Source organism: uncultured Aquimarina sp., from assembly GCF_947492965.1.
In the GTDB taxonomy this organism is placed as follows: domain Bacteria; phylum Bacteroidota; class Bacteroidia; order Flavobacteriales; family Flavobacteriaceae; genus Aquimarina.
In genome coordinates this window covers 102,069-123,095 of the sequence record NZ_CANLOZ010000001.1, presented here as the reverse complement: position 1 = coordinate 123,095, position 21,027 = coordinate 102,069, and the positions used below count along the sequence as shown (strand labels likewise).

General features: G+C 31.4%; 25 protein-coding genes and 1 tRNA gene. 10 read left to right on the top strand and 16 right to left on the bottom strand.

The window, feature by feature from the left end; translation table 11 throughout:
• Positions 1–27 precede the first annotated feature (27 nt).
• The gene (locus Q1B37_RS00600) at positions 28–702 is read right to left on the bottom strand and encodes an SCO family protein (RefSeq protein WP_299894251.1); all 675 of its coding nucleotides are present in this window, start codon (positions 700–702) and stop codon (positions 28–30) included.
• 158 nt (positions 703–860) lie between these two features.
• On the opposite strand from Q1B37_RS00600, the gene rseP reads away from it, so the two are divergent.
• From rseP to Q1B37_RS00575, 5 genes are all read left to right on the top strand, one after another.
• The gene (gene rseP / locus Q1B37_RS00595) at positions 861–2,177 is read left to right on the top strand and encodes an RIP metalloprotease RseP (protein ID WP_299894249.1); all 1,317 of its coding nucleotides are present in this window, start codon (positions 861–863) and stop codon (positions 2,175–2,177) included.
• 92 nt (positions 2,178–2,269) lie between these two features.
• A tRNA-Asn gene (locus Q1B37_RS00590) sits at positions 2,270–2,343 on the top strand.
• Positions 2,344–2,938: 595 nt separating this feature from the next.
• Positions 2,939–3,502, top strand: a complete 564-nt coding sequence (locus Q1B37_RS00585; RefSeq protein ID WP_299894248.1) for a type 1 glutamine amidotransferase domain-containing protein — start codon at positions 2,939–2,941, stop codon at positions 3,500–3,502.
• A 148-nt stretch (positions 3,503–3,650) separates the two neighbouring features.
• Positions 3,651–4,322 carry a nitroreductase family protein gene (locus Q1B37_RS00580; RefSeq protein WP_299894246.1) on the top strand — a complete coding sequence of 224 codons (672 nt, stop codon included), beginning with the start codon at positions 3,651–3,653 and terminating at the stop codon, positions 4,320–4,322.
• 55 nt (positions 4,323–4,377) lie between these two features.
• On the top strand, positions 4,378–4,680 hold the full coding sequence (locus Q1B37_RS00575; protein ID WP_299894244.1) for an HPF/RaiA family ribosome-associated protein: 303 nt from the start codon (positions 4,378–4,380) through the stop codon (positions 4,678–4,680).
• Between the two features lie 75 nt (positions 4,681–4,755).
• Here the strand turns inward: Q1B37_RS00575 and Q1B37_RS00570 are convergent, their stop codons facing one another.
• The 3 genes from Q1B37_RS00570 to Q1B37_RS00560 all read right to left on the bottom strand — a co-directional run bounded on the left by Q1B37_RS00570 (position 4,756) and on the right by Q1B37_RS00560 (position 7,126).
• Positions 4,756–5,769 (bottom strand): AraC family transcriptional regulator, encoded by a 1,014-nt coding sequence (locus Q1B37_RS00570; protein WP_299894242.1) that lies wholly within the window; start codon positions 5,767–5,769, stop codon positions 4,756–4,758.
• A 330-nt stretch (positions 5,770–6,099) separates the two neighbouring features.
• Complete coding sequence (locus tag Q1B37_RS00565) at positions 6,100–6,546, bottom strand: response regulator (RefSeq protein WP_299604518.1); 447 nt, start codon at positions 6,544–6,546, stop codon at positions 6,100–6,102.
• A 10-nt stretch (positions 6,547–6,556) separates the two neighbouring features.
• On the bottom strand, positions 6,557–7,126 hold the full coding sequence (locus Q1B37_RS00560) for an AraC family transcriptional regulator (protein ID WP_299894239.1): 570 nt from the start codon (positions 7,124–7,126) through the stop codon (positions 6,557–6,559).
• A 288-nt stretch (positions 7,127–7,414) separates the two neighbouring features.
• Here Q1B37_RS00560 and Q1B37_RS00555 point away from each other — a divergent pair, with 288 nt between their 5' ends.
• Both Q1B37_RS00555 and Q1B37_RS00550 read left to right on the top strand, forming a co-directional pair.
• The gene (locus Q1B37_RS00555) at positions 7,415–8,962 is read left to right on the top strand and encodes an ATP-binding protein (RefSeq protein WP_299894236.1); all 1,548 of its coding nucleotides are present in this window, start codon (positions 7,415–7,417) and stop codon (positions 8,960–8,962) included.
• A 226-nt stretch (positions 8,963–9,188) separates the two neighbouring features.
• Complete coding sequence (locus Q1B37_RS00550; RefSeq protein WP_299604525.1) at positions 9,189–9,599, top strand: response regulator; 411 nt, start codon at positions 9,189–9,191, stop codon at positions 9,597–9,599.
• Positions 9,600–9,659: 60 nt separating this feature from the next.
• On the opposite strand, the gene Q1B37_RS00545 is transcribed toward Q1B37_RS00550, so the two are convergent.
• The 7 genes from Q1B37_RS00545 to Q1B37_RS00515 form a co-directional block, all read right to left on the bottom strand.
• A complete protein-coding gene (locus Q1B37_RS00545) occupies positions 9,660–9,902 on the bottom strand; it encodes a Rho termination factor N-terminal domain-containing protein (protein ID WP_299604527.1) in 243 nt (80 codons plus the stop codon).
• Between the two features lie 20 nt (positions 9,903–9,922).
• Positions 9,923–10,771 carry a mechanosensitive ion channel domain-containing protein gene (locus Q1B37_RS00540; protein WP_299894233.1) on the bottom strand — a complete coding sequence of 283 codons (849 nt, stop codon included), beginning with the start codon at positions 10,769–10,771 and terminating at the stop codon, positions 9,923–9,925.
• Between the two features lie 22 nt (positions 10,772–10,793).
• The gene (locus Q1B37_RS00535) at positions 10,794–12,533 is read right to left on the bottom strand and encodes a thiamine pyrophosphate-dependent enzyme (protein WP_299894230.1); all 1,740 of its coding nucleotides are present in this window, start codon (positions 12,531–12,533) and stop codon (positions 10,794–10,796) included.
• Positions 12,534–12,540: 7 nt separating this feature from the next.
• A complete protein-coding gene (locus Q1B37_RS00530; RefSeq protein WP_299894228.1) occupies positions 12,541–13,008 on the bottom strand; it encodes a hypothetical protein in 468 nt (155 codons plus the stop codon).
• Between the two features lie 122 nt (positions 13,009–13,130).
• Positions 13,131–13,805: a head GIN domain-containing protein gene (locus Q1B37_RS00525; RefSeq protein WP_299894227.1), complete on the bottom strand. Its 675-nt coding sequence runs from the start codon at positions 13,803–13,805 to the stop codon at positions 13,131–13,133.
• A gap of 113 nt (positions 13,806–13,918) precedes the next feature.
• Positions 13,919–14,071, bottom strand: coding sequence for a hypothetical protein (locus tag Q1B37_RS00520; RefSeq protein WP_299604537.1), 153 nt, complete (start codon positions 14,069–14,071; stop codon positions 13,919–13,921).
• 22 nt (positions 14,072–14,093) lie between these two features.
• The gene (locus tag Q1B37_RS00515) at positions 14,094–15,455 is read right to left on the bottom strand and encodes an NAD-dependent succinate-semialdehyde dehydrogenase (RefSeq protein WP_299894225.1); all 1,362 of its coding nucleotides are present in this window, start codon (positions 15,453–15,455) and stop codon (positions 14,094–14,096) included.
• A 259-nt stretch (positions 15,456–15,714) separates the two neighbouring features.
• Between Q1B37_RS00515 and Q1B37_RS00510 the strand changes: the two genes are divergently transcribed.
• From Q1B37_RS00510 to Q1B37_RS00500, 3 genes are read left to right on the top strand one after another with little or no spacing between them, the layout of a single operon-like run.
• Positions 15,715–16,047, top strand: coding sequence for a YtxH domain-containing protein (locus Q1B37_RS00510; RefSeq protein ID WP_299604543.1), 333 nt, complete (start codon positions 15,715–15,717; stop codon positions 16,045–16,047).
• Entirely contained in the window at positions 16,047–16,394 is a 348-nt protein-coding gene (locus Q1B37_RS00505; RefSeq protein WP_299604546.1) for a phage holin family protein, read from the top strand. Before Q1B37_RS00510 ends, Q1B37_RS00505 begins: the two co-directional genes overlap by 1 nt.
• A gap of 5 nt (positions 16,395–16,399) precedes the next feature.
• Positions 16,400–16,603, top strand: coding sequence for a DUF6327 family protein (locus tag Q1B37_RS00500; RefSeq protein ID WP_299604549.1), 204 nt, complete (start codon positions 16,400–16,402; stop codon positions 16,601–16,603).
• A gap of 6 nt (positions 16,604–16,609) precedes the next feature.
• On the opposite strand, the gene Q1B37_RS00495 is transcribed toward Q1B37_RS00500, so the two are convergent.
• The 5 genes from Q1B37_RS00495 to Q1B37_RS00475 form a co-directional block, all read right to left on the bottom strand.
• The gene (locus Q1B37_RS00495; RefSeq protein ID WP_299604550.1) at positions 16,610–17,671 is read right to left on the bottom strand and encodes an AraC family transcriptional regulator; all 1,062 of its coding nucleotides are present in this window, start codon (positions 17,669–17,671) and stop codon (positions 16,610–16,612) included.
• A 190-nt stretch (positions 17,672–17,861) separates the two neighbouring features.
• Positions 17,862–18,329, bottom strand: a complete 468-nt coding sequence (locus Q1B37_RS00490) for a hypothetical protein (RefSeq protein ID WP_299604552.1) — start codon at positions 18,327–18,329, stop codon at positions 17,862–17,864.
• A gap of 47 nt (positions 18,330–18,376) precedes the next feature.
• Entirely contained in the window at positions 18,377–18,880 is a 504-nt protein-coding gene (locus Q1B37_RS00485) for a DNA starvation/stationary phase protection protein (RefSeq protein WP_299894223.1), read from the bottom strand.
• 240 nt (positions 18,881–19,120) lie between these two features.
• On the bottom strand, positions 19,121–19,717 hold the full coding sequence (locus Q1B37_RS00480; protein WP_299894222.1) for a DUF2652 domain-containing protein: 597 nt from the start codon (positions 19,715–19,717) through the stop codon (positions 19,121–19,123).
• A 14-nt stretch (positions 19,718–19,731) separates the two neighbouring features.
• Positions 19,732–21,009 carry a DUF2254 domain-containing protein gene (locus Q1B37_RS00475; RefSeq protein ID WP_299894221.1) on the bottom strand — a complete coding sequence of 426 codons (1,278 nt, stop codon included), beginning with the start codon at positions 21,007–21,009 and terminating at the stop codon, positions 19,732–19,734.
• Positions 21,010–21,027 lie beyond the last annotated feature (18 nt).

Below are 21,027 nucleotides of genomic sequence, written 5' to 3'. Positions count from 1 at the left end.
GCTTACCAATAACATATGGCGGCTGTGTTATTTTACGTTTTCTTCTTTTAAAACCTCTATATCTTCTAACAAACGTTCTATTTCCTCTAAATCTGTACCATCATAAAACCCTCTTATTCGCTTCTTTTTGTCAACCAATACAAAGTTTTCGGTATGAATCATATCATAAGGTCCACCATCTCCATATGATTTCGCAACTAAGTAAGACTTACGTGCCAGATCATAAATTTGTTTTTTATCTCCGGTAACTAGGTTCCATCTGGTATCATCAACACCTTTTCGTTTTGCATACTCCTTCAATTGCGGCACATCATCTGTTTCTGGAATTACTGTGTGCGATAGTAGCTTTACTTCAGAGTCTTTTTTTAATCTATTCTGAATTAACTTCATGTGATCTGTCATAATTGGACAAATTGTCTGACATGTAGTGAAAAAGAAATCTGCTACATAAATTTTATCGTTATAATCTGCTTGTGTAATATTCTTACCATTTTGATTCCATAAACTAAAATCTGCAATTTTATGATACTTACGAACGTGTTGTACGGTGCTATCTACTAATTCAGTAGCTACCATATCTGGTTCATACACTCTAAGAACGCGTTTAGGTTTTAGAATAGAATAAATAATTGAAATTATAATTGCAGATAATACAAATAGTACAATGGCAAAGAATTTGTACTTGGAAAAAAAGCGAAGCATACCTGTTTTTTTAAGAAGAACAAAATTACGAGGTTTATCGTATAAGAAATTATTGTTTTCGCTAAAAAAATACTAAAACCTACATCTGTAGACCTGATTTCTTTTATAAACTAGTCTAAAAGGTTACTTTTGCGTGATTTAATTTTGAATTAGACCCTATGAGTCCAATAATTGTAAAAGCATTACAGCTATTATTAAGTTTGTCCATTTTAATCGTTTTACACGAATTAGGACACTTTATTCCTGCTAAATTATTTAAAACTCGAGTAGAAAAATTCTACTTGTTTTTTGATGTAAAATACTCTCTATTTAAGAAAAAAATTGGCGAAACTGTTTACGGAATCGGTTGGTTACCCTTAGGCGGTTATGTCAAAATTTCTGGAATGATAGATGAGAGCATGGATAAAGAACAAATGGCAGGTCCTCCACAACCTTGGGAATTTAGATCTAAACCTGCTTGGCAGCGATTGATTATTATGCTTGGTGGAGTAACTGTGAATATTATTCTAGGGTTCTTAATCTATATGGCTATCATTTTCACTTGGGGTACATCTTACGTTTCTATGGAAGATATTCCTGATGGATATGAAGTGGCTGAAATCTTTGAAAAATACGGTTTCAGAGATGGAGATAGAATTCTAAAAGTAAATGGAGAAGACTTTAAAGATGCTACCGATATCAATATGTTTCTCTTTTTAAGAGATGTTCAAAATATTACTGTGTTATCAGCTGATGGTAGCACAAAAACTATTGACCTTCCAGAAGATATAGGTAAAACTATGTTCCAAGAAGGAGTAATGGAGCCATTTGATATCCGACTTAAACCAATATTAGATACAGTAGTAGCTGATAGACCAGCTTACAAAGCAGGTTTAAGAAATGGAGACGAAATTTTATCAGTGAATGGTACGAAAATAACATGGTGGAATGAATTTCAAAAAGAAGTAAAACCAAAAGAAGATCAAAAAATCGATATCACTTTTCTTAGAGATGGATCGGAACAGACAATTTCTGTTAAGACCGATGAAAAAGGAACTATTGGTGTTTATCCTGTTTTTTATAAAATTAATAGAGAACAATATTCTTTTGTAGAAAGTATTGGAAAAGGGTTCGATTATAGTTATTGGAAATTACACGACTATATCGCACAATTTAAATATGTATTTACAAAAAAAGGAGCTACGCAAATAGGTGGTTTCGCTGCTATCGGTAATTTATTCCCTCCTGTTTGGGATTGGGCAGCTTTTTGGAGTACAACCGCTTTTATTTCGATTATTTTAGCATTTATGAATATTCTACCAATTCCTGCATTGGATGGTGGACATGTAATGTTTTTATTATATGAAATTATCGCAGGAAGAAAGCCAAATGATAAATTTATGGAGTATGCGCAACTAGTAGGTTTTGTAATCTTAATCGCTTTACTTCTTTTCGCAAATGGTAACGATATTTATCGTGCAATTTTCGGAAAATGATAAAAAATTAAAAAAAACTTTTTGAGTATCAAAAATTAGTATATATTTGCACTCGCAAAAGAGAAAAACACTCTACATTTGCAAAAGCATATTCCTCCTTAGCTCAGTTGGTTAGAGCATTTGACTGTTAATCAAAGGGTCCTTGGTTCGAGCCCAAGAGGGGGAGCAAAAGTCCAACAGAAATGTTGGACTTTTTTGTTTTAGATAGGTTTCCTGTACTACATCAATCCAAGTAATCATTGAAGAAGATCAAATTTTGATGTATAAAGATTGATGATTAATTATGTTGACACTAAAATTCTAATTCATCTAAAAAAGGAAGCGTCATACATTTTTTATTCTAAATCAAGTAGTACTAAGCCATTCTCATAATTATAACAAAAAATGGTTAAACCCTGTTAAAACTCTTGACTCTAGCAGTAAAAGAAGTTATTATGCGTTAGGTTATTATTTGTAATAACTGGTTAACCACAATTATAAAATTTACATGCCGAACAAAATCAATTTCAAAAAGAAACTAACTAAATCCTTATTCCTATTACTAATAGGTTCCATAATACTATATGGAGTATCATTTTTATTGGTAATGATTTTTTAAAAAATCTTACCTAAACTTTACTGAATTCAAAAATCAAATATATCTGACCTAAAAATTACGTTACCAGCATATGAGTTAACTTCTCTCTTTTTTAAGCACCCGATAACAATAGGTTACAAGTACCTTTACAGAAAATAGCATAAACTGTAAAAAATTAAAACCTATGAAATTAGAAAACAAAAACGTAGCTATTCTTGCTACAAATGGATTTGAAGCTTCGGAATTATTTGAGCCTTATAACGCTTTAAAAAAAGAAGGAGCTGAAGTACATATCATATCTGATACTACTGGAGAGATAAAAAGTTGGGAAGACGGTAATTGGGGAAAATCCATTAAAGTGGATAAAACATTAGCTGATGCAAATTCATCACACTATCATACGCTAGTTTTACCAGGTGGTGTTATAAATCCAGATATCTTAAGAACAAATAATGATGCATTAGAATTTATTAGGTCTTTCTTTAAAAGCGGGAAACCAGTGGCAGCTATATGTCATGCTCCTTGGCTATTAATTAGTGCAGGAGTAATTGAAAATAGAGAAGTTACTTCCTACCATTCTATTAAAGATGATGTTATCAATGCAGGTGCTAAATGGAAAGATGAAGCTGTAGTTGTAGACAGTGGTCTTACCACTAGTCGAAATCCTAATGATTTACCAGCTTTTATCGATAAAGTTATCGAAGAACTATGCGAAGGTAAACATGAAGAACAAGTTGTTAATGCATAACAACAGAACACTCGCGAGAAAGTTGTAATCATATTTTATAAGCATATAAGTGTAAGAAAGATCAAGCTATTTGACCTTTCTTACACGGCTTATTACTTCACTACTCGTCGTAACCATTCTAGGTTACACATAATTTAAAACATTACATATGGGAAACATAATTGCAGAAGAAAAAGAAACAAAATTTGACATACTACCAATATTAAAAGAGCGCTATTCACCTAGAGTTTTCTCAGAAACTCCGGTATCCGAATTGGAATTAAGAACTCTTTTTGAAGCAGGAAGGTGGGCTCCTAGTTCGTATAACAGACAACCATGGAGAATCATTTGGGCTATTAAAGGCAGTTCAACTTACAAAAGAATAGAAGCCTGTCTTAGTGATTTTAATAAATCATGGGCAACAAATGCGCCAGTACTTTTATTAACTGCCTTCAAAAAAACAACAGATGAAGGCGAAGAGAACTTTCATGCGCTACATGATCTAGGCCTTTTTGTTGGAAACATTACAGCTCAGGCTCAACATTTGGGAATAGGATTACACCAAATGGCAGGTGTAAATTATGAAAAAGCGAAAAAGGAATTTAATTTTCCTGATGAGTATCACATAGCTACCGCCATTGCTCTGGGATATTATGGAGGAAATCCAGATGATCTTCCTGAAGATTTAAGAGATCAAGAAGATCCTTCTAAACGAACTCGAATGTTACAACGAGAGTTTACGTTTAATGGGAACTACGGCACCATAACTAATGGACTATATTCATCTGAAAATGGTTTAGAACAAAACAATAATCAACCTCTTAAAAATCTAAATGATTAATTCCTAATCTTTAATAAATCATGAGATAAATAGATAATCTACAAAAAATTATATAATGAAAACCATTTTTGAATATACTAACATTAGTGCTAGTGACCGCCTAGAAACGCAGGTAAAAGATAAGCTCGATATGATCGAAGAAAAATTTCCTTTTGTGATTAGAGCAGATATCTTTTTCAAGAAAACGAATGCCTCCAATAATGAAAAAGCTCATCATTGTGGTATACGATTAAGTGCTCCTGGACCAAGAATTTATGCCTCCTCCGATGAAAATAATTTTATCGATGCTATCAATGAAACAATCCGAGATTTAAAAGATCAACTGGAAAGAAGAAAAGAAGGAATGAAAGCTTATTAGTTAGCTCGCTAACATCCACTACAACAAAATGACCGCATCTTCATGCGGTCATTTTGTTGGAATAAGCTTTATGGTTTATGCAATTCTCGAAAAGGAGTAATCTCTAGATCTCTCTTGATAATGTCGCGGACTACAATTGTATTTTTCTTTAAAAATTTTAGAAAAATAGCTTCTGCTCGTAAATCCTATGCTATAAACAATTTCCGATATATTGAGATCTGTTGTCTTTATTAAGTTTTCAGCTTTTTCTATTCTCGTATTTTTCACATAATCAGTAACAGTTCGATTATATAACATCTTAAATCCATCTTGTAGTTTAGCAGCAGAAAGTCCTGTTTGATCCATCAGGTATTTGATAGAGAAAGGATAATCACAATTTTCACGTATTTCTTTTGCAACTTCTTTAACGATCTTTTGTTCTCTAAGGGTTAACACTCCGTATAATTCATTTTGAGAATCTAAATCTTTTTGATGATGCTGAATTTCCATTGCCAAAATCATCTGGATGATACTTTCAACATATAATTTTTTTACAAGCCCTTTTTTATTGGTAGTATTTATCTTTGCGACCTCTTCGGAAATTTTAAGATTAGAGGATCCATAATAACTAAACTTTTCATTTACCAATTTGCCTTCGAATAAGTTATGAATATCCCGGGCAATATTCGAAAACAAAACACTACTAGGCTTTGCTACTGATATGATAACAACCTTTGCCTCCTCACCTTCGGTGAACGAAAGATAAGACAATTTCTTATCGTATATGATGGCTGTTTGAAATTCGTTCAACATCTGCTTATTTCCATCTAATTCATGTGTAACACTTCCTTTGGAACAATATATAAAATGAATCAACCCTAAACTATCCTCCAGTAGCGGAACCTTAATATCTACATGACAATTAATATTTATTTCAGTATACCATTTATAATTTCCAGAGGAGAAAAAATTAACATGCCCGAATGCTTTTTCTGAATGTATGGGCAATACAACATCATTTTGATCACCCGGAAAATCTATGTTTAAAGTAGAAGCCAACGCATCCAGATATTTACTAGAAATGATTGATTTATTTTCTGAAGCTTTCATAACGTTTCGAAATTTTTAAGATTGATTGTGTTTAAGAGTTTCTAAAAAAGATGATTCAAATCCCAGGATTAGATAAAAAATCGACTTTTACGGATTTAACTGATGTTCTATCAGATGAACTGTTATCACTATTTATAACAGAGCTGTTTGGATAATTTTTTAAATCTTTAAAGATTCTGCTTACCCTTGCATAATGTTTAGTCTTCATAGGAATCTTGTTTATTTTTTATGTAAATTTCTTAAACAACACAAAAAATAGTATTATATAATTTTTGGAAAATGTTATATAATTACCACTACAGAAAGAATAAACGACTTACAATCAAAAGATTAAACTCTTAAAAGAAAGTTTTCTCGACTTAAATTAGAAGTATGATATTGCCAATTAATCTTTAAAACCTCTGAAATGACAGATTTCAGTTTATTAAAGTCATTTGGTTTATTGATATATATATTGGCACCTTTGATAAAAGTGTCCTCTATATCTTGATCAGAAGAGGAAGTAGAATAGATCGCTATAGATAAATTTTTGAATCGCTCTTGAGCTCTTAATTCTTCTAAACATTCTATCCCGTTTTTTATAGGCATATTGAGATCCAAAAACACCAAATGAGGTAGAGATTGACCAGGAAGTAAAATATGATCCAAGAACTCTTGTCCATTCCCAAAAAGCAAAAGATTTGTCTTCATTTGGATCTCGTCTATAGCATCCTTAAAAAACATTCTATCGTCCTCGTCATCTTCTACTAATGCTATATGGAGTCTATCTAGATACATTTTACCAAAATTAAGATTGCTTAAATGATGTTTTGTTCTCAGAACGTTTTTTAATAATTTTTTGAAAAACCGTGGGAGTCAATCCTGTTATTTTTTTAAATTGAGCTGATACATGAGCATTACTGCTATAACCTAACTCAAATGCTATCTGTGAAAGTGTTAACTTTTCATGAACCAACATTTGCTTTACTCTATCGATACGTTTTATAATTAAAAAATTTTCTAAAGAAGTATAGGTGCTTTCTGAAAATAAGCTAGACAAATAAGTATAAGAATATCCTAATTTGTTCGGCAAATACTCTGATAACTTATGATTTCTTTCGGAAGAAGTATCTAGTACCATTTCCGAAATCGCATCTTTAATTCTTTGGACAATTTCACTCTTATGATCATTGATGATTTCTATTCCATAAACCGAAAGTAAAACCGTAAGCTCTTTTACCTTTTCTGCGCTCAACGATTGCAAAAACTCTATCTCGCCTAAACCATTGATCTTATAAGCCACCTGCAAATTGCTTAGCTGTTGTTCTAAAGTCTTTCTGAAAATTACATCCATATCGTATTTTAGATAAAACTTCATGAATTAGAACATTAATTTTGTTACCAAACGTTTAATTATAATCTTAAAAGATTAAACAAATATAATCAATCATTCTATATTTTACATATTTATGTTTAACTGTATTGAGGTTATTCATATCATTATTGAGTCAATTTATTTTCTTTACTAAAATCAGCCATTAATACGATGTTTTTAAAGAGCTGATCTTCAAAATTTAGACATAAACTTTATCTCTATTAGGCAATAATGTTGTAATTTGTTCTCTTCTTTTTAAAATTAATTTTAGCTTGATAAAATCATACGTTTTTGACTCATAAAAATGATCATATTGCACTTACTATAGACGTAGAATCTACAGAATTTTTACAATCACTTATTGATCGCTCAGAAAGTATTATTAGTTATTTTACACCAATTTTTGAACAAGAACAACTTGTTGATTTTAAATTAGTGTATATCACCAATAATTTTGAAAAATATATAAAATCAAGTATTGATTTGTTAATTAACAAGAGTGCTTCAGAAATTTTTCCTGTAATTTTTGAAAACGGTCTTTTCGAAATATATACTGCCTGTTACAATAAGGAAAATTTTGAGATAACTTATGAACGAGAATTTGAATTTGAAGAAAAGACTGTTTGGTTAGAAGGTAAGGTGATCAAACAAAACAATGGTATTATTGTTACCTCTAAAGATATCAGCAAACTAAAAAAAGTGGAAGCTCAATTAAGAGATTCTTTACGTCATTTAGAGTTTCAAAATACGATCCTTAATGACTCAGAACAGATATCAAAAACTGCTAGTTTTAGGTGGAATATCAACAAAAACATTTGGGTCTTCTCAGAAAACATAAGAGAACTTTTTAAAGACACAATTGATGCGAAATGCCTTCAAAATGAAGGAGTATTTTGCTTTTTGGATGAACAAAAAAGTGCTAAACTTCGTTCACTAATTGAGATTTTGCAGTATGAGGATGTATTACCTCCGTTTGAATTTTCTATACAAAATGATCATACGCTTTTATATTTTTCTTTAAACGCTCATTTTATTCCTTCAAGAGACGGCCAAATGATGCTAGGGGTTATTCGAAATGTTACCGAAGAAATCAAATCCGAAAAACTACTAAAGGAAAAAAATCAAGAGCTTCTCACCATAAATGAAGAACTAGATTCATTTAACCATATTGCTAGTCATGACCTACAAGAACCGTTACGAAAAATAAGAATGTTCATTTCACGCATACTTAACGTAGATCAAGAAACGATTCCTGATAAAATTCTTAACTATCTAGATAAAATAAGCGATTCTTCGGAGAGAATGCAGCAACTTATTCTTCATCTTCTAGACTATTCTAGCATTGGAAAAAGGCAGCTTCCTTTTGAAAAAATTGATTTGAATACCATTCTTCAAGATGCATTCATAGAACTAGAAGAAGAAATTAGTAAACATCAGGTGCAAATTCATACTATTAATTTTCCAGAAATATATGGAATACCGTTTCTAATCAAACAAGTATTTGTAAATCTGATTTCTAATGCTATAAAATATAGAAAAACTAACGCTATTCCTGAACTTTGGATACATCATAATTTATCCGAAAATCTAGAGAATTCATCATCTCATTTCTTAGAAATCACTTTTAAAGACAATGGTATAGGTTTTGACCCAAAACACAAAGAGTCTATTTTTAAGCTATTTCACCGTCTTCATGAAAAAACACAATATAAAGGAACAGGTATAGGTCTAGCGATTTGCCATAAAATCATGCAAACACATCATGGTTCTATATCCGCAATGAGCGAAAAAGGAGTCGGTTCAGAATTCAAATTATATTTCCCAATTACAAACAATTAGCAATCAAGCTAACATCTATATTTTTCACAATAACATTAGAGAAAGTCTTACTTATTTTTGTTGTTACTATTTGTAAGGAAATATCAAAAACTTTAAAATCATATTTTTTGGTATTTTTAACCAAATTGAATTACATCAAATCCAGGAAACTAAATATATAATTCTTGGAGAATATGATAAGAAAGGAAATAAATGTTACTTCCTGTCTTGTAAAAATGTTATGAAAATGAATAGACCTTATATAGTCTCTGTAGAAGATAGCCGAACTGATATAGAATTAATGAGACGTGTTGTCGAAAAAGAAATGAAGGATTGTGAGATAAAATACCTAGAAGATGGTGAATCTGCAATTCAGTTTTTTGAGTCCTCAGAATTTATTACTCATCCTCCAAAATGCATTCTTATGGACATAAAACTACCTAAAATGAACGGTTTAGAGGTTTTGAATTACCTAAGAAACAAAAAACAGATAAAAAATGTACCTGTTATAATTCTAAGCTCTTCTGAAAGACCTGAAGAGATTAAGGAAACATATTTATTAGGAGGCAATAGCTATATTACAAAACCTAAAAATTATTTAGATCTGAAAGAGAAATTACCAAAAGTAATTTCCTATTGGACAGAGTATAACAGATAAACTCTGATCTATAAATTTAAATATTCTACTTATGTTTTTCTTTCCAATAGAAAACCAAGTTTAATTATTTCGTAATGCATCAATAAGCTCTTCCTTGTTCATTTTTGATCTTCCTTCAATACCGATATCCTTTGCTTGTTCATATAACTCATCTTTTGTTCGGTCTTCATAATTTGTTGCTTTTCCTCCTTTTGTACCGCTATCTGGAGTGTTTGCAATTCTAGCTGATTTTTCTTTACTATATCCTTTTTCGCGCAGCGCCTCATACTGTGCCTCGTTTTTAATTCTTGGTCTATCACTCATCATAATATATTTTAAAGGTTTTATTTCATTTCATTAGTTGTAGTACTCAGGATTCTAACTTCACGTTGTGGGAAAGGTATAGAAATTCCATTTTCTTCAAGTCTCTTTTTAGCTTGCTCCATTGTGTAAAAATGTATCGCCCAAAAATCCTCATTTGATGCCCAATAACGTATGGATAAAGACACCGAACTGTCCCCTAAAGAAGAAACTACTACTTCGGGTAAGGGATCTTTGATTACCGCTTCTTGCTCATTCACTAGCCCTAATAGTATATCCTTCGCTTGTTTAATATTACTACTATAAGAAATTCCGATGTCTATTTTATTTCGTCTTTTATTTTCTGCTGAATAGTTTGTGATGTTGTCATTAGATAGTTTCCCGTTTGGAATTATGACTAATTGATTCCCAAAAGTATTTAGTTTAGTAGTAAAAATAGTAATCTCTTTCACTGTTCCTGATGTTCCTTGCGCTTCTATAAAATCACCAATTTTAAAAGGTTTAAAAAACAAAATTAACACGCCACCGGCAAAGTTTGCCAGAGAACCTTGCAGTGCTAATCCAACAGCCAAACCAGCAGCTCCCAATATTGCAACCAGAGACGATGTTTGGACTCCTAACTGAGTTATTACTAGTATGATTAATAATACTTTTAACCCTAAATTAATTAGATCATATAAAAATCGTTCTAAGGTTTCATCATAATCTCTTTTCTGAAAAAACTTCCTTAATCCTTTACTAAAAAGGTTAATAACCCATATACCTATAAAGAAAATTACAATAGCAGATAGAAGACTCGGCACGAAATCCCAAACCCATTTTAAGAAATATTCCCAATTTTCTTTTGTTAACCCCAAATTCTCTATGTCCATATGTATATAATTTTTTATCGATTTAATCAAAATATGCTTCAACCTCCTCTTTGATATTTTCCCATTGTTCTTTTTCTCCATTAAACGCTCTTAGCACTTCTTTTATCTTTGACATGCCAAAGCCTTTTACTTCTTCAAAACCTATTTTAGGTGGTAATGATAGCTCTGCATTTGTAACTACAGCATCTATCACAAATGGCTTACTTGACTTTTTCGCTAATGTGACTGCAGCAAGAATATCTTTCGCTTTTTCTACTCTAATACCGTCTCCTCCGCATAGTTTAGCATACTCAGCAAAATTGAAGTTATTGACTTTTAATGCGTCCATGTTAGGAGCTAATCCTGCTTCTTCCATTTCTATTTTTACAAACCCCAATTGTGAATTATTAAAAACTATAATTTTAATGGGAAGATTATTATGTACTGCTGTAGAAAAATCTTGTAATGACATATTAAAAGCTCCATCTCCAACAAGGCTCCATACTTCTCGATCGGTATGTAAAAGCTGCGCTCCTATTGCTGAGGGTAATCCTACAGCCATAGAACCATGATTAAATGATCCTATTACTCGTCTTTCTGCATTAAAATTCATAAAGTTTGAAGCCCAAATTGCCGCCGTTCCTGTATCTATCGTAAAAATGGCATCATCAGATGCTGTATCACTTATTGCTTTCGCAAATATTTGTGGATGTAATGGTTCCATATCTCGTGATGGATCTGCTTTGTCTCTATTTCCTTCTTTCCACTCTTCAAATTGTTGTTTCAATTTTTTTAAGAAAGTATCATCTTCTTTATCAGTTGTATTTAGTAACAGACTCTCTATCGTAGATTTAATATCGCCATGAAGACCAAGATTAATAGGACATCTATTTCCTAAATTCTCTGGTCTTATATCCACCTGAATGATTTTGGTGTTTTCGGGTAAGAAATCGCTATATGGAAAATCGGTACCTAGCATTAAAAGTAAGTCACAATCCATCACTGCTTTATATCCCGAAGGATTTCCAATCAAGCCTGTTAATCCTACTACATTTTGTGTAGAATGATCAAAAATATCAGACGCTCTTAATGAATGGGTAATTGGTGCTTTTAGCTTTTTGGATAATGCTAGCACTTCTTGCTTCGCATCTCTACATCCCGCTCCAGCTAATATCCCTACTGTAGATGCTTCATTAATTAAATTTACGGCTTCGATCAATTCATCATTTTGTGGTATGATATTACTTTTGGATCTAAAAACTTTATGGATATAATCGTGATTTTTAGCTTTCATTTGAGCTATATCACCAGGAAGTTCGATTCTACAAACACAATTATGATTAATAGCAATTTTAATTGCTCTCAGAATCACTCTTGGAGCCTCTTCTGGTGATCGTACGATTGCTTGATACTCGCATACATCATCAAATATTTTCTGTAAATCTGCTTCCTGATGATAATTTGTTCCTAAGAACTCTACAGGAACCTGACCTGTTATAGCAATTACTGGTGTTCTCTCCTTTTTTGCATTATACAACCCATTAATAAGGTGTAATGCTCCAGGTCCTACAGTACTTGCACACACTCCAAAATTATTACCAAGTTCTCCTTGTGCAAAAGCAGCATATGAGCCATTTCCTTCATGATTAACACCTACCCATTGTACCACATCTTGTTTTGCGATAGCATCAACTAATGGGTTTAGGGCATCTCCAGCCACACCAAAAATATGTCTTACTCCTTCATTTTGTAATATCGATAAAAGTTGTTCCGAAACGTTCATATTCTTATTATTTACTTTTAAATACTAATTGAGACTCAAATGGTTTAGACCAATTAGATACACGGTCAACAGCAGGTATCATGGTCGCAAACACTTCAAATTTTCTGGTATACACCGAAGTGTTTTCTTGCAGTTTCCCTAATTTCAAAATCATTGGTGTCTTTATGGTTACACTTTTTTTATTGATTTCGCTTGATCTGATAAGCACACTTTCTTTACATAAGAAATCATCTCTTCTATCATCTCTAGCCACTCTTAAGACCTTTGTATCATCCCAATTAGAAATCAATACTGGAACATCTTTCTTACCATGTACATCGTATACAAAAAGATGTAATATATACTCCATATTTGTTGCTATATCTAGTGGATGAAATTCAAGTTCTGTATGAATAAGCACCTCATTTGTTTTATCATCATCAACTTCAATAAAATCTGGTATTCTGTCTATTTTAACTTCTATTATTTTTGCCATTTTTTTTATTCTTTATAAACCTTATTATTCTTCTTTTCAAGAAAAAAGGGAGATGAATACCCCAAATTCAATCTCCCTTTAATCATCATCAATCAAACTTAATTATGAATCAACATACACAATTACTTACGGATCACAATCGATCCACCTAAGGTCTTATCTTGTTTTACTTTTTCGGGATTTCCATAGATTTCAATGATGCCTCCAGCGGTTACACTCGCATCCACGTACTCATCACTATTTATATAAGCTTTTCCTCCAGCAAGAACTGTAACATCTGTTTGTTCTGCGGATAATTTCTTTGCAAAATATTTTCCTCCTGTTCGTACTAAGACATCCTGATTTGGTACATCACCCGAAATACTAATCTTTCCTCCTGATACTGCTTTCGAATCCAAGTTTTTTGCATTAACTTTTAAATCTATTTCAGCACCTTCTTGGGCTCTAATAGTTATGTACTTTGATTCTATAGTACTATTTGAAGTAATCACCGAATTTTCATTTGCATCAATAAGGGCAAGATCTTCTGTATGGTAAATGGTAACGTTGGTATCTTTCCCATCGAGAATATTATCAATCTCCATTTTTACTTTTACTCTACCATTTTTAGAAACAATTGCTACTTGGTCGACATCATCACCAGTAATGACAGCTTTATTCTCTGCCGCTTTAATTAATGTAACATTGATAGCATCATACACTTTTAACTCATCAAACGCTGCGAGTTCTACCGTAGTCTTCTGTGCGAACATCATCATCGGACTTAGTAAAAACATATATATTATTTTCTTGATCATTTTTTATTTTTAAAATTCAACATCATTTAACTTCACATCAAAAATACTACGACTAAACAGGGTATGTTATCTTATTTCATAGCAACATTGACGCATTTGAAAATTTTAATCTACTACAAGTATTCTAAAAAAATTCCAGAGGCAACTACTCCTACAATTAAGAATGCTAATACAAGAAGTATGAACTTAGCTCCCAGTTTTGTTTTCTTATTTTTTTGAAAAATGTAATCTCTTCTTTCTTCATTTTCGTCTTTTATAAATTTCATATAGGTATTTTTCTTTTTTAAATTATTTTATATAAACTGTCTTTTTATTTACAAACTCTAATATTCCCTCTTTGGAAAGTTCTCTACCATAACCAGAGGCTTTAGTACCACCAAAAGGTAATCGAGGGTCCGATTTAACCATTTCATTAACGAATAGCGCTCCATCGGGAATCTCACTAATTAATTCTCTTACTTTTTGCTGGTCTTCGGTAAAAACCATTGTACCTAAGCCGTATTTAGAGTTTGATGCTAATTGTATCGCATGCTTTAGGTTTTCTGCTTTGATTATCGATGCTACCGGACCAAATACCTCTTCATTAAAAACTGGCATATCAGGAGTAACATCTGTTAGAATAGTAGGCTCTATGTAAGCTTTATCTCGTTTACCACCAATGAAAATTTTTGCACCTTTATTTACGGATTCAGTAATCTGTTGTTCCACTTCTTCTGCAAGATCTTCTCTTGCCATAGTAGCAATATCCGTTTCATGATGTAGCGGGTCTCCAAACTTTAATTTTTGAATTCCATTATTGTAATATTCTAAAAACTTATCATAAATTTTTTCTTCTACGATATATCGTTTAGCTGCGATACAACTTTGTCCGGTATTCTGAAGTCTAGCTTTAACAATTGTATCTATATACTTATCTAAATCAGCATCTTCTGATATGATACAGGCATTACTTCCTCCAAGTTCAAGGACTATTTTTTTAAGATATTTTCCTGCAAGCTCCGCAATTTTCTTCCCTGCCTTTTCGCTACCAGTAAAACTTACTCCTTTTATACGATCATCAGCTATGATATCTTCAACTTGGTCGTGAGTGGCAATTATGGTTTGAAAACAATATTCAGGATATCCTGCTTTTCTAAAAATATCTTCAATCATTAAAGCAGATCCTAAAACATTATTAGCATGTTTTAGTACAATGGTATTTCCTGCTGTTATCGTAGGTATAGCAAATCGTAAAGCTTGCCAAAAAGGATAATTCCAAGGCATGATTCCAAATATGATTCCCAAAGGATCCTTGCTGATAAAACTTTCTTCTGCATCAGTTTCGATAAGTTCATCTGATAAAAATTGTTCTGCATTTTTTGCATAAAAATTTATCAGCCAAATACACTTATCTATTTCTGCAATGCTTTGCTTAAAAGGTTTTCCCATTTCTAAAGTAATTAGATTGGCACATACCTTTTTATTCTCTTCTAAAATATCAGATAATCGCGCAAGAATCTCTACTTTTTCTTTTAGAGTAACTTTTCTCCAAGAGGTAAAAGTCTCAGCTGACTTTTCTAACGCATTTTCTATTTGATCATCTGTAAAAAGATCATATGTATTTAAAACTTCTCCTGTAAAAGGGAAATTTGTTTGAATTTTGTTTTTCATTTTATATTCTTTTAAGAGTTCATTACATCGTGAAAATGAAATCTAAACTCATTTACTTCTTGGTATAATGAGCTATTACTTTCTAAGATCAAATCAAAATTAAATGGAGAAGATGTAAAGTATGAACGCATTTACATCAAATCTTGATCCTTTTACTAAAGTTGATATCCGTTAACATCTCCATGATTTGAGTTAATACAATCTTATTTGATTGAAGATCTTTGTAATAAAGAAATATTAACCTTTAAAAAAGATTAAAATGAGTAATTCAAGTAATACCATATTAGGCGTGCTAGCTGGTACAGTAATAGGAACTACCTTAGGAATTTTATTTGCTCCTGATAAAGGATCAAATACAAGACAAAAAATTGCAAAAGAAACAACCGCCGCTAAAGATAGAATCGCAAATGAGGCTATTTCGCTCCAAGATAAAATAAATACGACCTTATCCTCAAAGAAAGAAACATTAGATGATCAACTAGAATTAATTGTTTCTGATGCAAGTCATAAGGCTGAGGATTTAATTACCTCTTTAGAAAAGAAATTAGAAAGATTGAAATCAAAAACTCAAAAATTACAAAAAACATCATAATGAGCGTTTTTGATTCCATTAATAACAGTGCCAGCACTGTTTTAGATACTAGTAAAACGTATGTAGAAGTTTCTGAAAAATACTTCAAACTGAAGATATTTCAGCAACTAACACGAACATTTTCCTATTTAAGCAAGCTTGCCATCATAGGCAGCTTGCTATTTTTAGGATTTATTTTTTTACTGGTTGCTTCTGTACTATGGTTAGGAGAAATTTTAGAAAGCTATAGTCTTTCATGTCTTCTTGTAGCAACATTCCTTTTTATCATGACTGGAATAAGTTACTTACTACGAAAATCAATCGATAAAAAAGTAATTAAGAAAATAGGTAAAGAATTTTTTGACTAAAAACTATGAGAAAAGAATATACTTCATTTAGCGAAATCCAAAAAGACTTGAAAGTTCTCAATTTACAACGACAAATTTGTATTGAGGAAATGAAAGTAACAAAAGATCAATTAAAACAAGATTTATTGCCAAATCAATGGGTTTCTACAATACTTAGTGCTGTTAAAAAGTACGGAATATTATATTTAATCCGTAAGATTTTTAAATAACAGCGTTTAGCTTGCCATAATTTGTTCAACTGGCCTTTCTACACTATTTTTAAAATCATTAGGACTGATATTATACTTCTCTTTAAAAATTTTGGAGAAATAACTTCTACTACTAAAACCAATAGAATACACAACTTCCGAGATATTCATATCCGTAGATCTAATAAGATCTCTAGCTACTTCTAACCGAACGTGACGAATATATTCTGTCACTGTTCTCGTATATAACACTTTAAAACCTTCTTGTAATTTTGCTTGGGACAATCCACTTTCTTCGGATAATTGTTCCAAAGAATAATCCTTCGATACATTATTAATAATTTTCTTAGCAAGCCTACGAATAATAGTCAACTCTCTTCTTAATAAGGTAGTAGGTAACACCTCTTTTTTCATAGCTCTATCATGCTGCTGTATATGCATTGAAAGAATTTGATATACCATTCCTTCGATTTGCAAAATTCGAATCATCCCTTTTTGCTTTATCTTTCTCAAAGCTGATATTTTATCTGCTAATCTAAGATTATAGGTGCCGAAATAGGCAAAAGCTTTTTCATGATCTTCATCCATAAAAACCTGATATAGTTTCTCATTTAATTGAGAAACATTATTAAGCTTCTTCTTCAGGTATTTTTTTCTAGCTATTTGTATGACATTAATTTCCAGCTTTTCTTCTTTAGGAAAGTATCCATAGTTGTAACCACCATCTCTACTGGTTATGATAACTGACTGAAATTTCTCGAGCGTATGTATCTCCTTCTGATAACCAAAACGATGACCACAAAATCCAGTGAGGCAATATGCAAAATGAATTGGATTATATTCAGAGGCATCCATAATAAGAACAACCTCTTTATGGAAGATAATATCATATTCTAACAAACTAACTCCCCAATCAAATGTGATGAATCGTATAGAACCGTGGGCGTTAAGGTTATTTACGATAAGTGTAAACTCTCCCCATCGCTCTTCGATGGTACCGCCAATAACTTCTTGAATTTGTTTAACAGTACCTGCAGTATCTTTGGCTGTGACATTAATTTCTAATGCCTGGTTAGAATAACTATACATAATAGGGTTTATTTAGAAAGAACTTTATGACTTGTTTAAGTTTTTAACAAAAATAATAAAACGATCTTGCTTACATTTTAGAGTAAGGTTGTAAATATTTGTTAAATAAAAAAATCTTTTTTTTAGCAAAACAACTAAAGACTCTCGATTGACGAGAGTCTTTAAATTAGTTTTGATATGTTATGATCTCCTAGATGGTATCAAATTCGTCTACAAAAAAGAAGTCTTTGTCTTCATTGTTTACAAAATATAGACCTTCTCCAAAAATGTACTCTACATTTTTTTGATCCACTACCACTTTAAAACCTTTGTCAGTTGGCTTTAATTCGAAACTATCATTAGGATCTTTTTCGTAACGTAAAACAATGTACTTGTCATAATCATCCCATTGATCGTTATCAACATAAATTAGCTTAGTTACTTGCTCATTCATGCTCTTTCTTTCCTGATTCAACTTACTCTTATCTGTCTTCTTAAGTTTTAGAGGCGTATTACTTGTTCTGTACACTGTTACTCTGTATGGAATCGTTTTTCCGTCTTTTTTAAACTCAAACGTTTTGGTTGTTTTTGTTTCTACAGTTTGTGAGTTACTTTGTGCGATCATATTTGTCATAGAAAAACTTAAGACAATTATCATCAATGTTTTTAAAATATTCATGTTTTGCGATTTTTAGTTATTATTACTCTATTCTGTTGTGTTAATTCTTATTTAATAAGACTGGTGTCTAAATTATCTGAAGTACTTTTTGACCAAGCATTTAACATCCAACTAAATTTCTCTAGTTCTCTTATATAAGCTCCAATCATATCAATCGTTCCCTCATCACCAGCTTCTTCTGAATGTTTCAATATTACTTTCATTTGTGTAAGAATCTTCACATGATCTTTTAGAAGTTCTTCGATCATTTCTGTATCCTTCATTGAGGAAGAAGATACCTCTTCGATATCTGATAATTTCAAATATTCTTGTAATCTACTAGCAGGATGGTGTTGTAATGTTAAGATACGTTCTGCTATTTCGTCGATTTTAACTTTCGCATCATTATACAACTCTTCAAATTTTACGTGCAAATCAAAAAAGTTTTTTCCAAGGATATTCCAATGAAACCCTCTTAATTTTTGATAATATAAATTGTAATCTGCTAATAAAACATTTAGCTCTAGTACTACTGGCAGCAATTTTTTTTCTTCTATATTCAAATAATTCATAGTCTTATTTTATTATTAATTAGTAATCTTTGAGGAGCATAAGTCTTTCTTATTACTCTCATTACAAAGATATTGTGTATAAGCACGGTTCTTTTGCTCATATACCATTTATCTTAACTCTATTGTAAGGCAGGAAATATTATCGTGATGTAGTAGTTGAAAAGATTTAATTTCAAAAATGTAAATAATTCCAATTCAATTATAAAATAGATAGATCATCTTAAAATCTTAGTATTTTAATTATAGAGGGCGCAGATCGATATAACTATAATTAATTTCACCTATATGTTTATATTCAGCTTTGCGATCGTGAAGTTCTCCCCAACCAAAATTACGTTCGATTGTGTTCTCTTTGTATTGAGAGCGTAAGTTTTCTGAAAGTAATATATATTCATCTATTGGTACTTTGTTTTTTAATAATCTATGTGCAATAATCACATCTTCCCCCATTAGTTTTATGTTTTTACCTATAGGAACCGAACTTATCTCACGGCCATAATGTAAAACAATTTTAAGACCAAGCATATCAGGAATACTCTTACCTTGATTACTGTTTTTGTACTTTTTATGAAGTATTTTTAGTTGTTCGTAGAATTCTGTATAAAATAATCGACATTGATTGACCAGCTCTGTAAACGTAGGTAATGGTCCCGTTTTATAAAACAAAATTGCATCTCCTTCAATTTCTGAAACTCTAAGATCTAATTTATTCGCATAAATCACTCTATTTAGTAGCGCAGGTATAACTTTTGAACTTAATTCTATATCAGTTGTACTCATAAATTGTGTAAATCCGCTGATATCCGGAATACAAATTAATGTTGGTTCTGCCTGCATGGAATTGTTCTATTTTATAACAACTCTAAGATACGTTTTAGATCCTTATCATTGCTGATATTATTGTTTAAATCGCTAACTAATGAGATAATTTCATTTTGTATGGCTGCTACATAGCCTGTATAAATCTCTTTACTATCTCTTATAAAAACCAAAGCATTTAAAAGCTCATAAGAAACTGAACTATCTGCTTTTGCATACATACGAATCGGTTGGATCACCACACGCATTAATTCTAAAGCGCTTATTTTATTATGTACAACAGTAATGTCACAGTTAGGTACACAAAAAAAGGTTTTTGGTTTAATTTTTAATGCTTTTTCTACCAATTGTCCTAACTTAGAAATAGCATTAATAGCAGTTCCAGGGTCATTAATTCCTGGAGACAAGGCTTTTACCGCTACTTCTGTTAATTTTATCATCCCACCCACACCACTATCATCTTGGTGACGATTAGATAGAATATATAAACAAATGTGTAAAGATTCTAATTCTTCTTTAGAAATAGGTTCTTTGATAATAAGCACTGGATCTCCTTTCCAGATATGTTGATCTGGATATGGAATAATTTCAATTATATTTTCTTTACTTTTTAGGGAATCTTTTAGTAGTTCAATATCGAAAGATCGGTAATAACCCGTTTTATTACTGTATACAACTTTCCAATATTTATCTGATATATTGTGGCTTTTAACCAGGTTATCCTCTTGTTCTGTTTTTTCTTTTCTTAGTAATTTGGAACTAGATATATAAATTTTATCAATAATGTTATGTATTTGTATAGCTTGTGATATGCTATGAATAAAATATACAAACAACCCGATACAAAATGTTCCCAATACCGCTGCAACCATCACCGAAAAACCAACCAAGTTTGAAGATGAGCCATATGCTCCCATGGACATTAACACAATTATTGTATACAAAATTGTTCCAATATAGAAACCTAAAATAATTTGATGTTTTTTGTTGGAGATTAATCCAGGCAGCAGTCTTGGTGAAAAATTAGAAGAAGCTTGGTTAAGAACTACCATTACCATGGTAAAACTAAATACTGTTAGTGACAATATGCCACCAAATAACGTAGAAAGAATTGTTCTAGCCGTCTCATTATCTTGCACTAAAAGATAGGGAACTTTTTTTTTAAAAGAATTAATGACTTCTAAATTTTCTGCAAATAATAGCGCAATTGCAAGAAACAAAAACCCAGTACTAATCAACACAGGATAAAATGCAATACTATGAAATATAGTACTCTTTATCCTTTTAAAAAACTTTAATGTAGATTTCATAATACCAACTCAATTGTT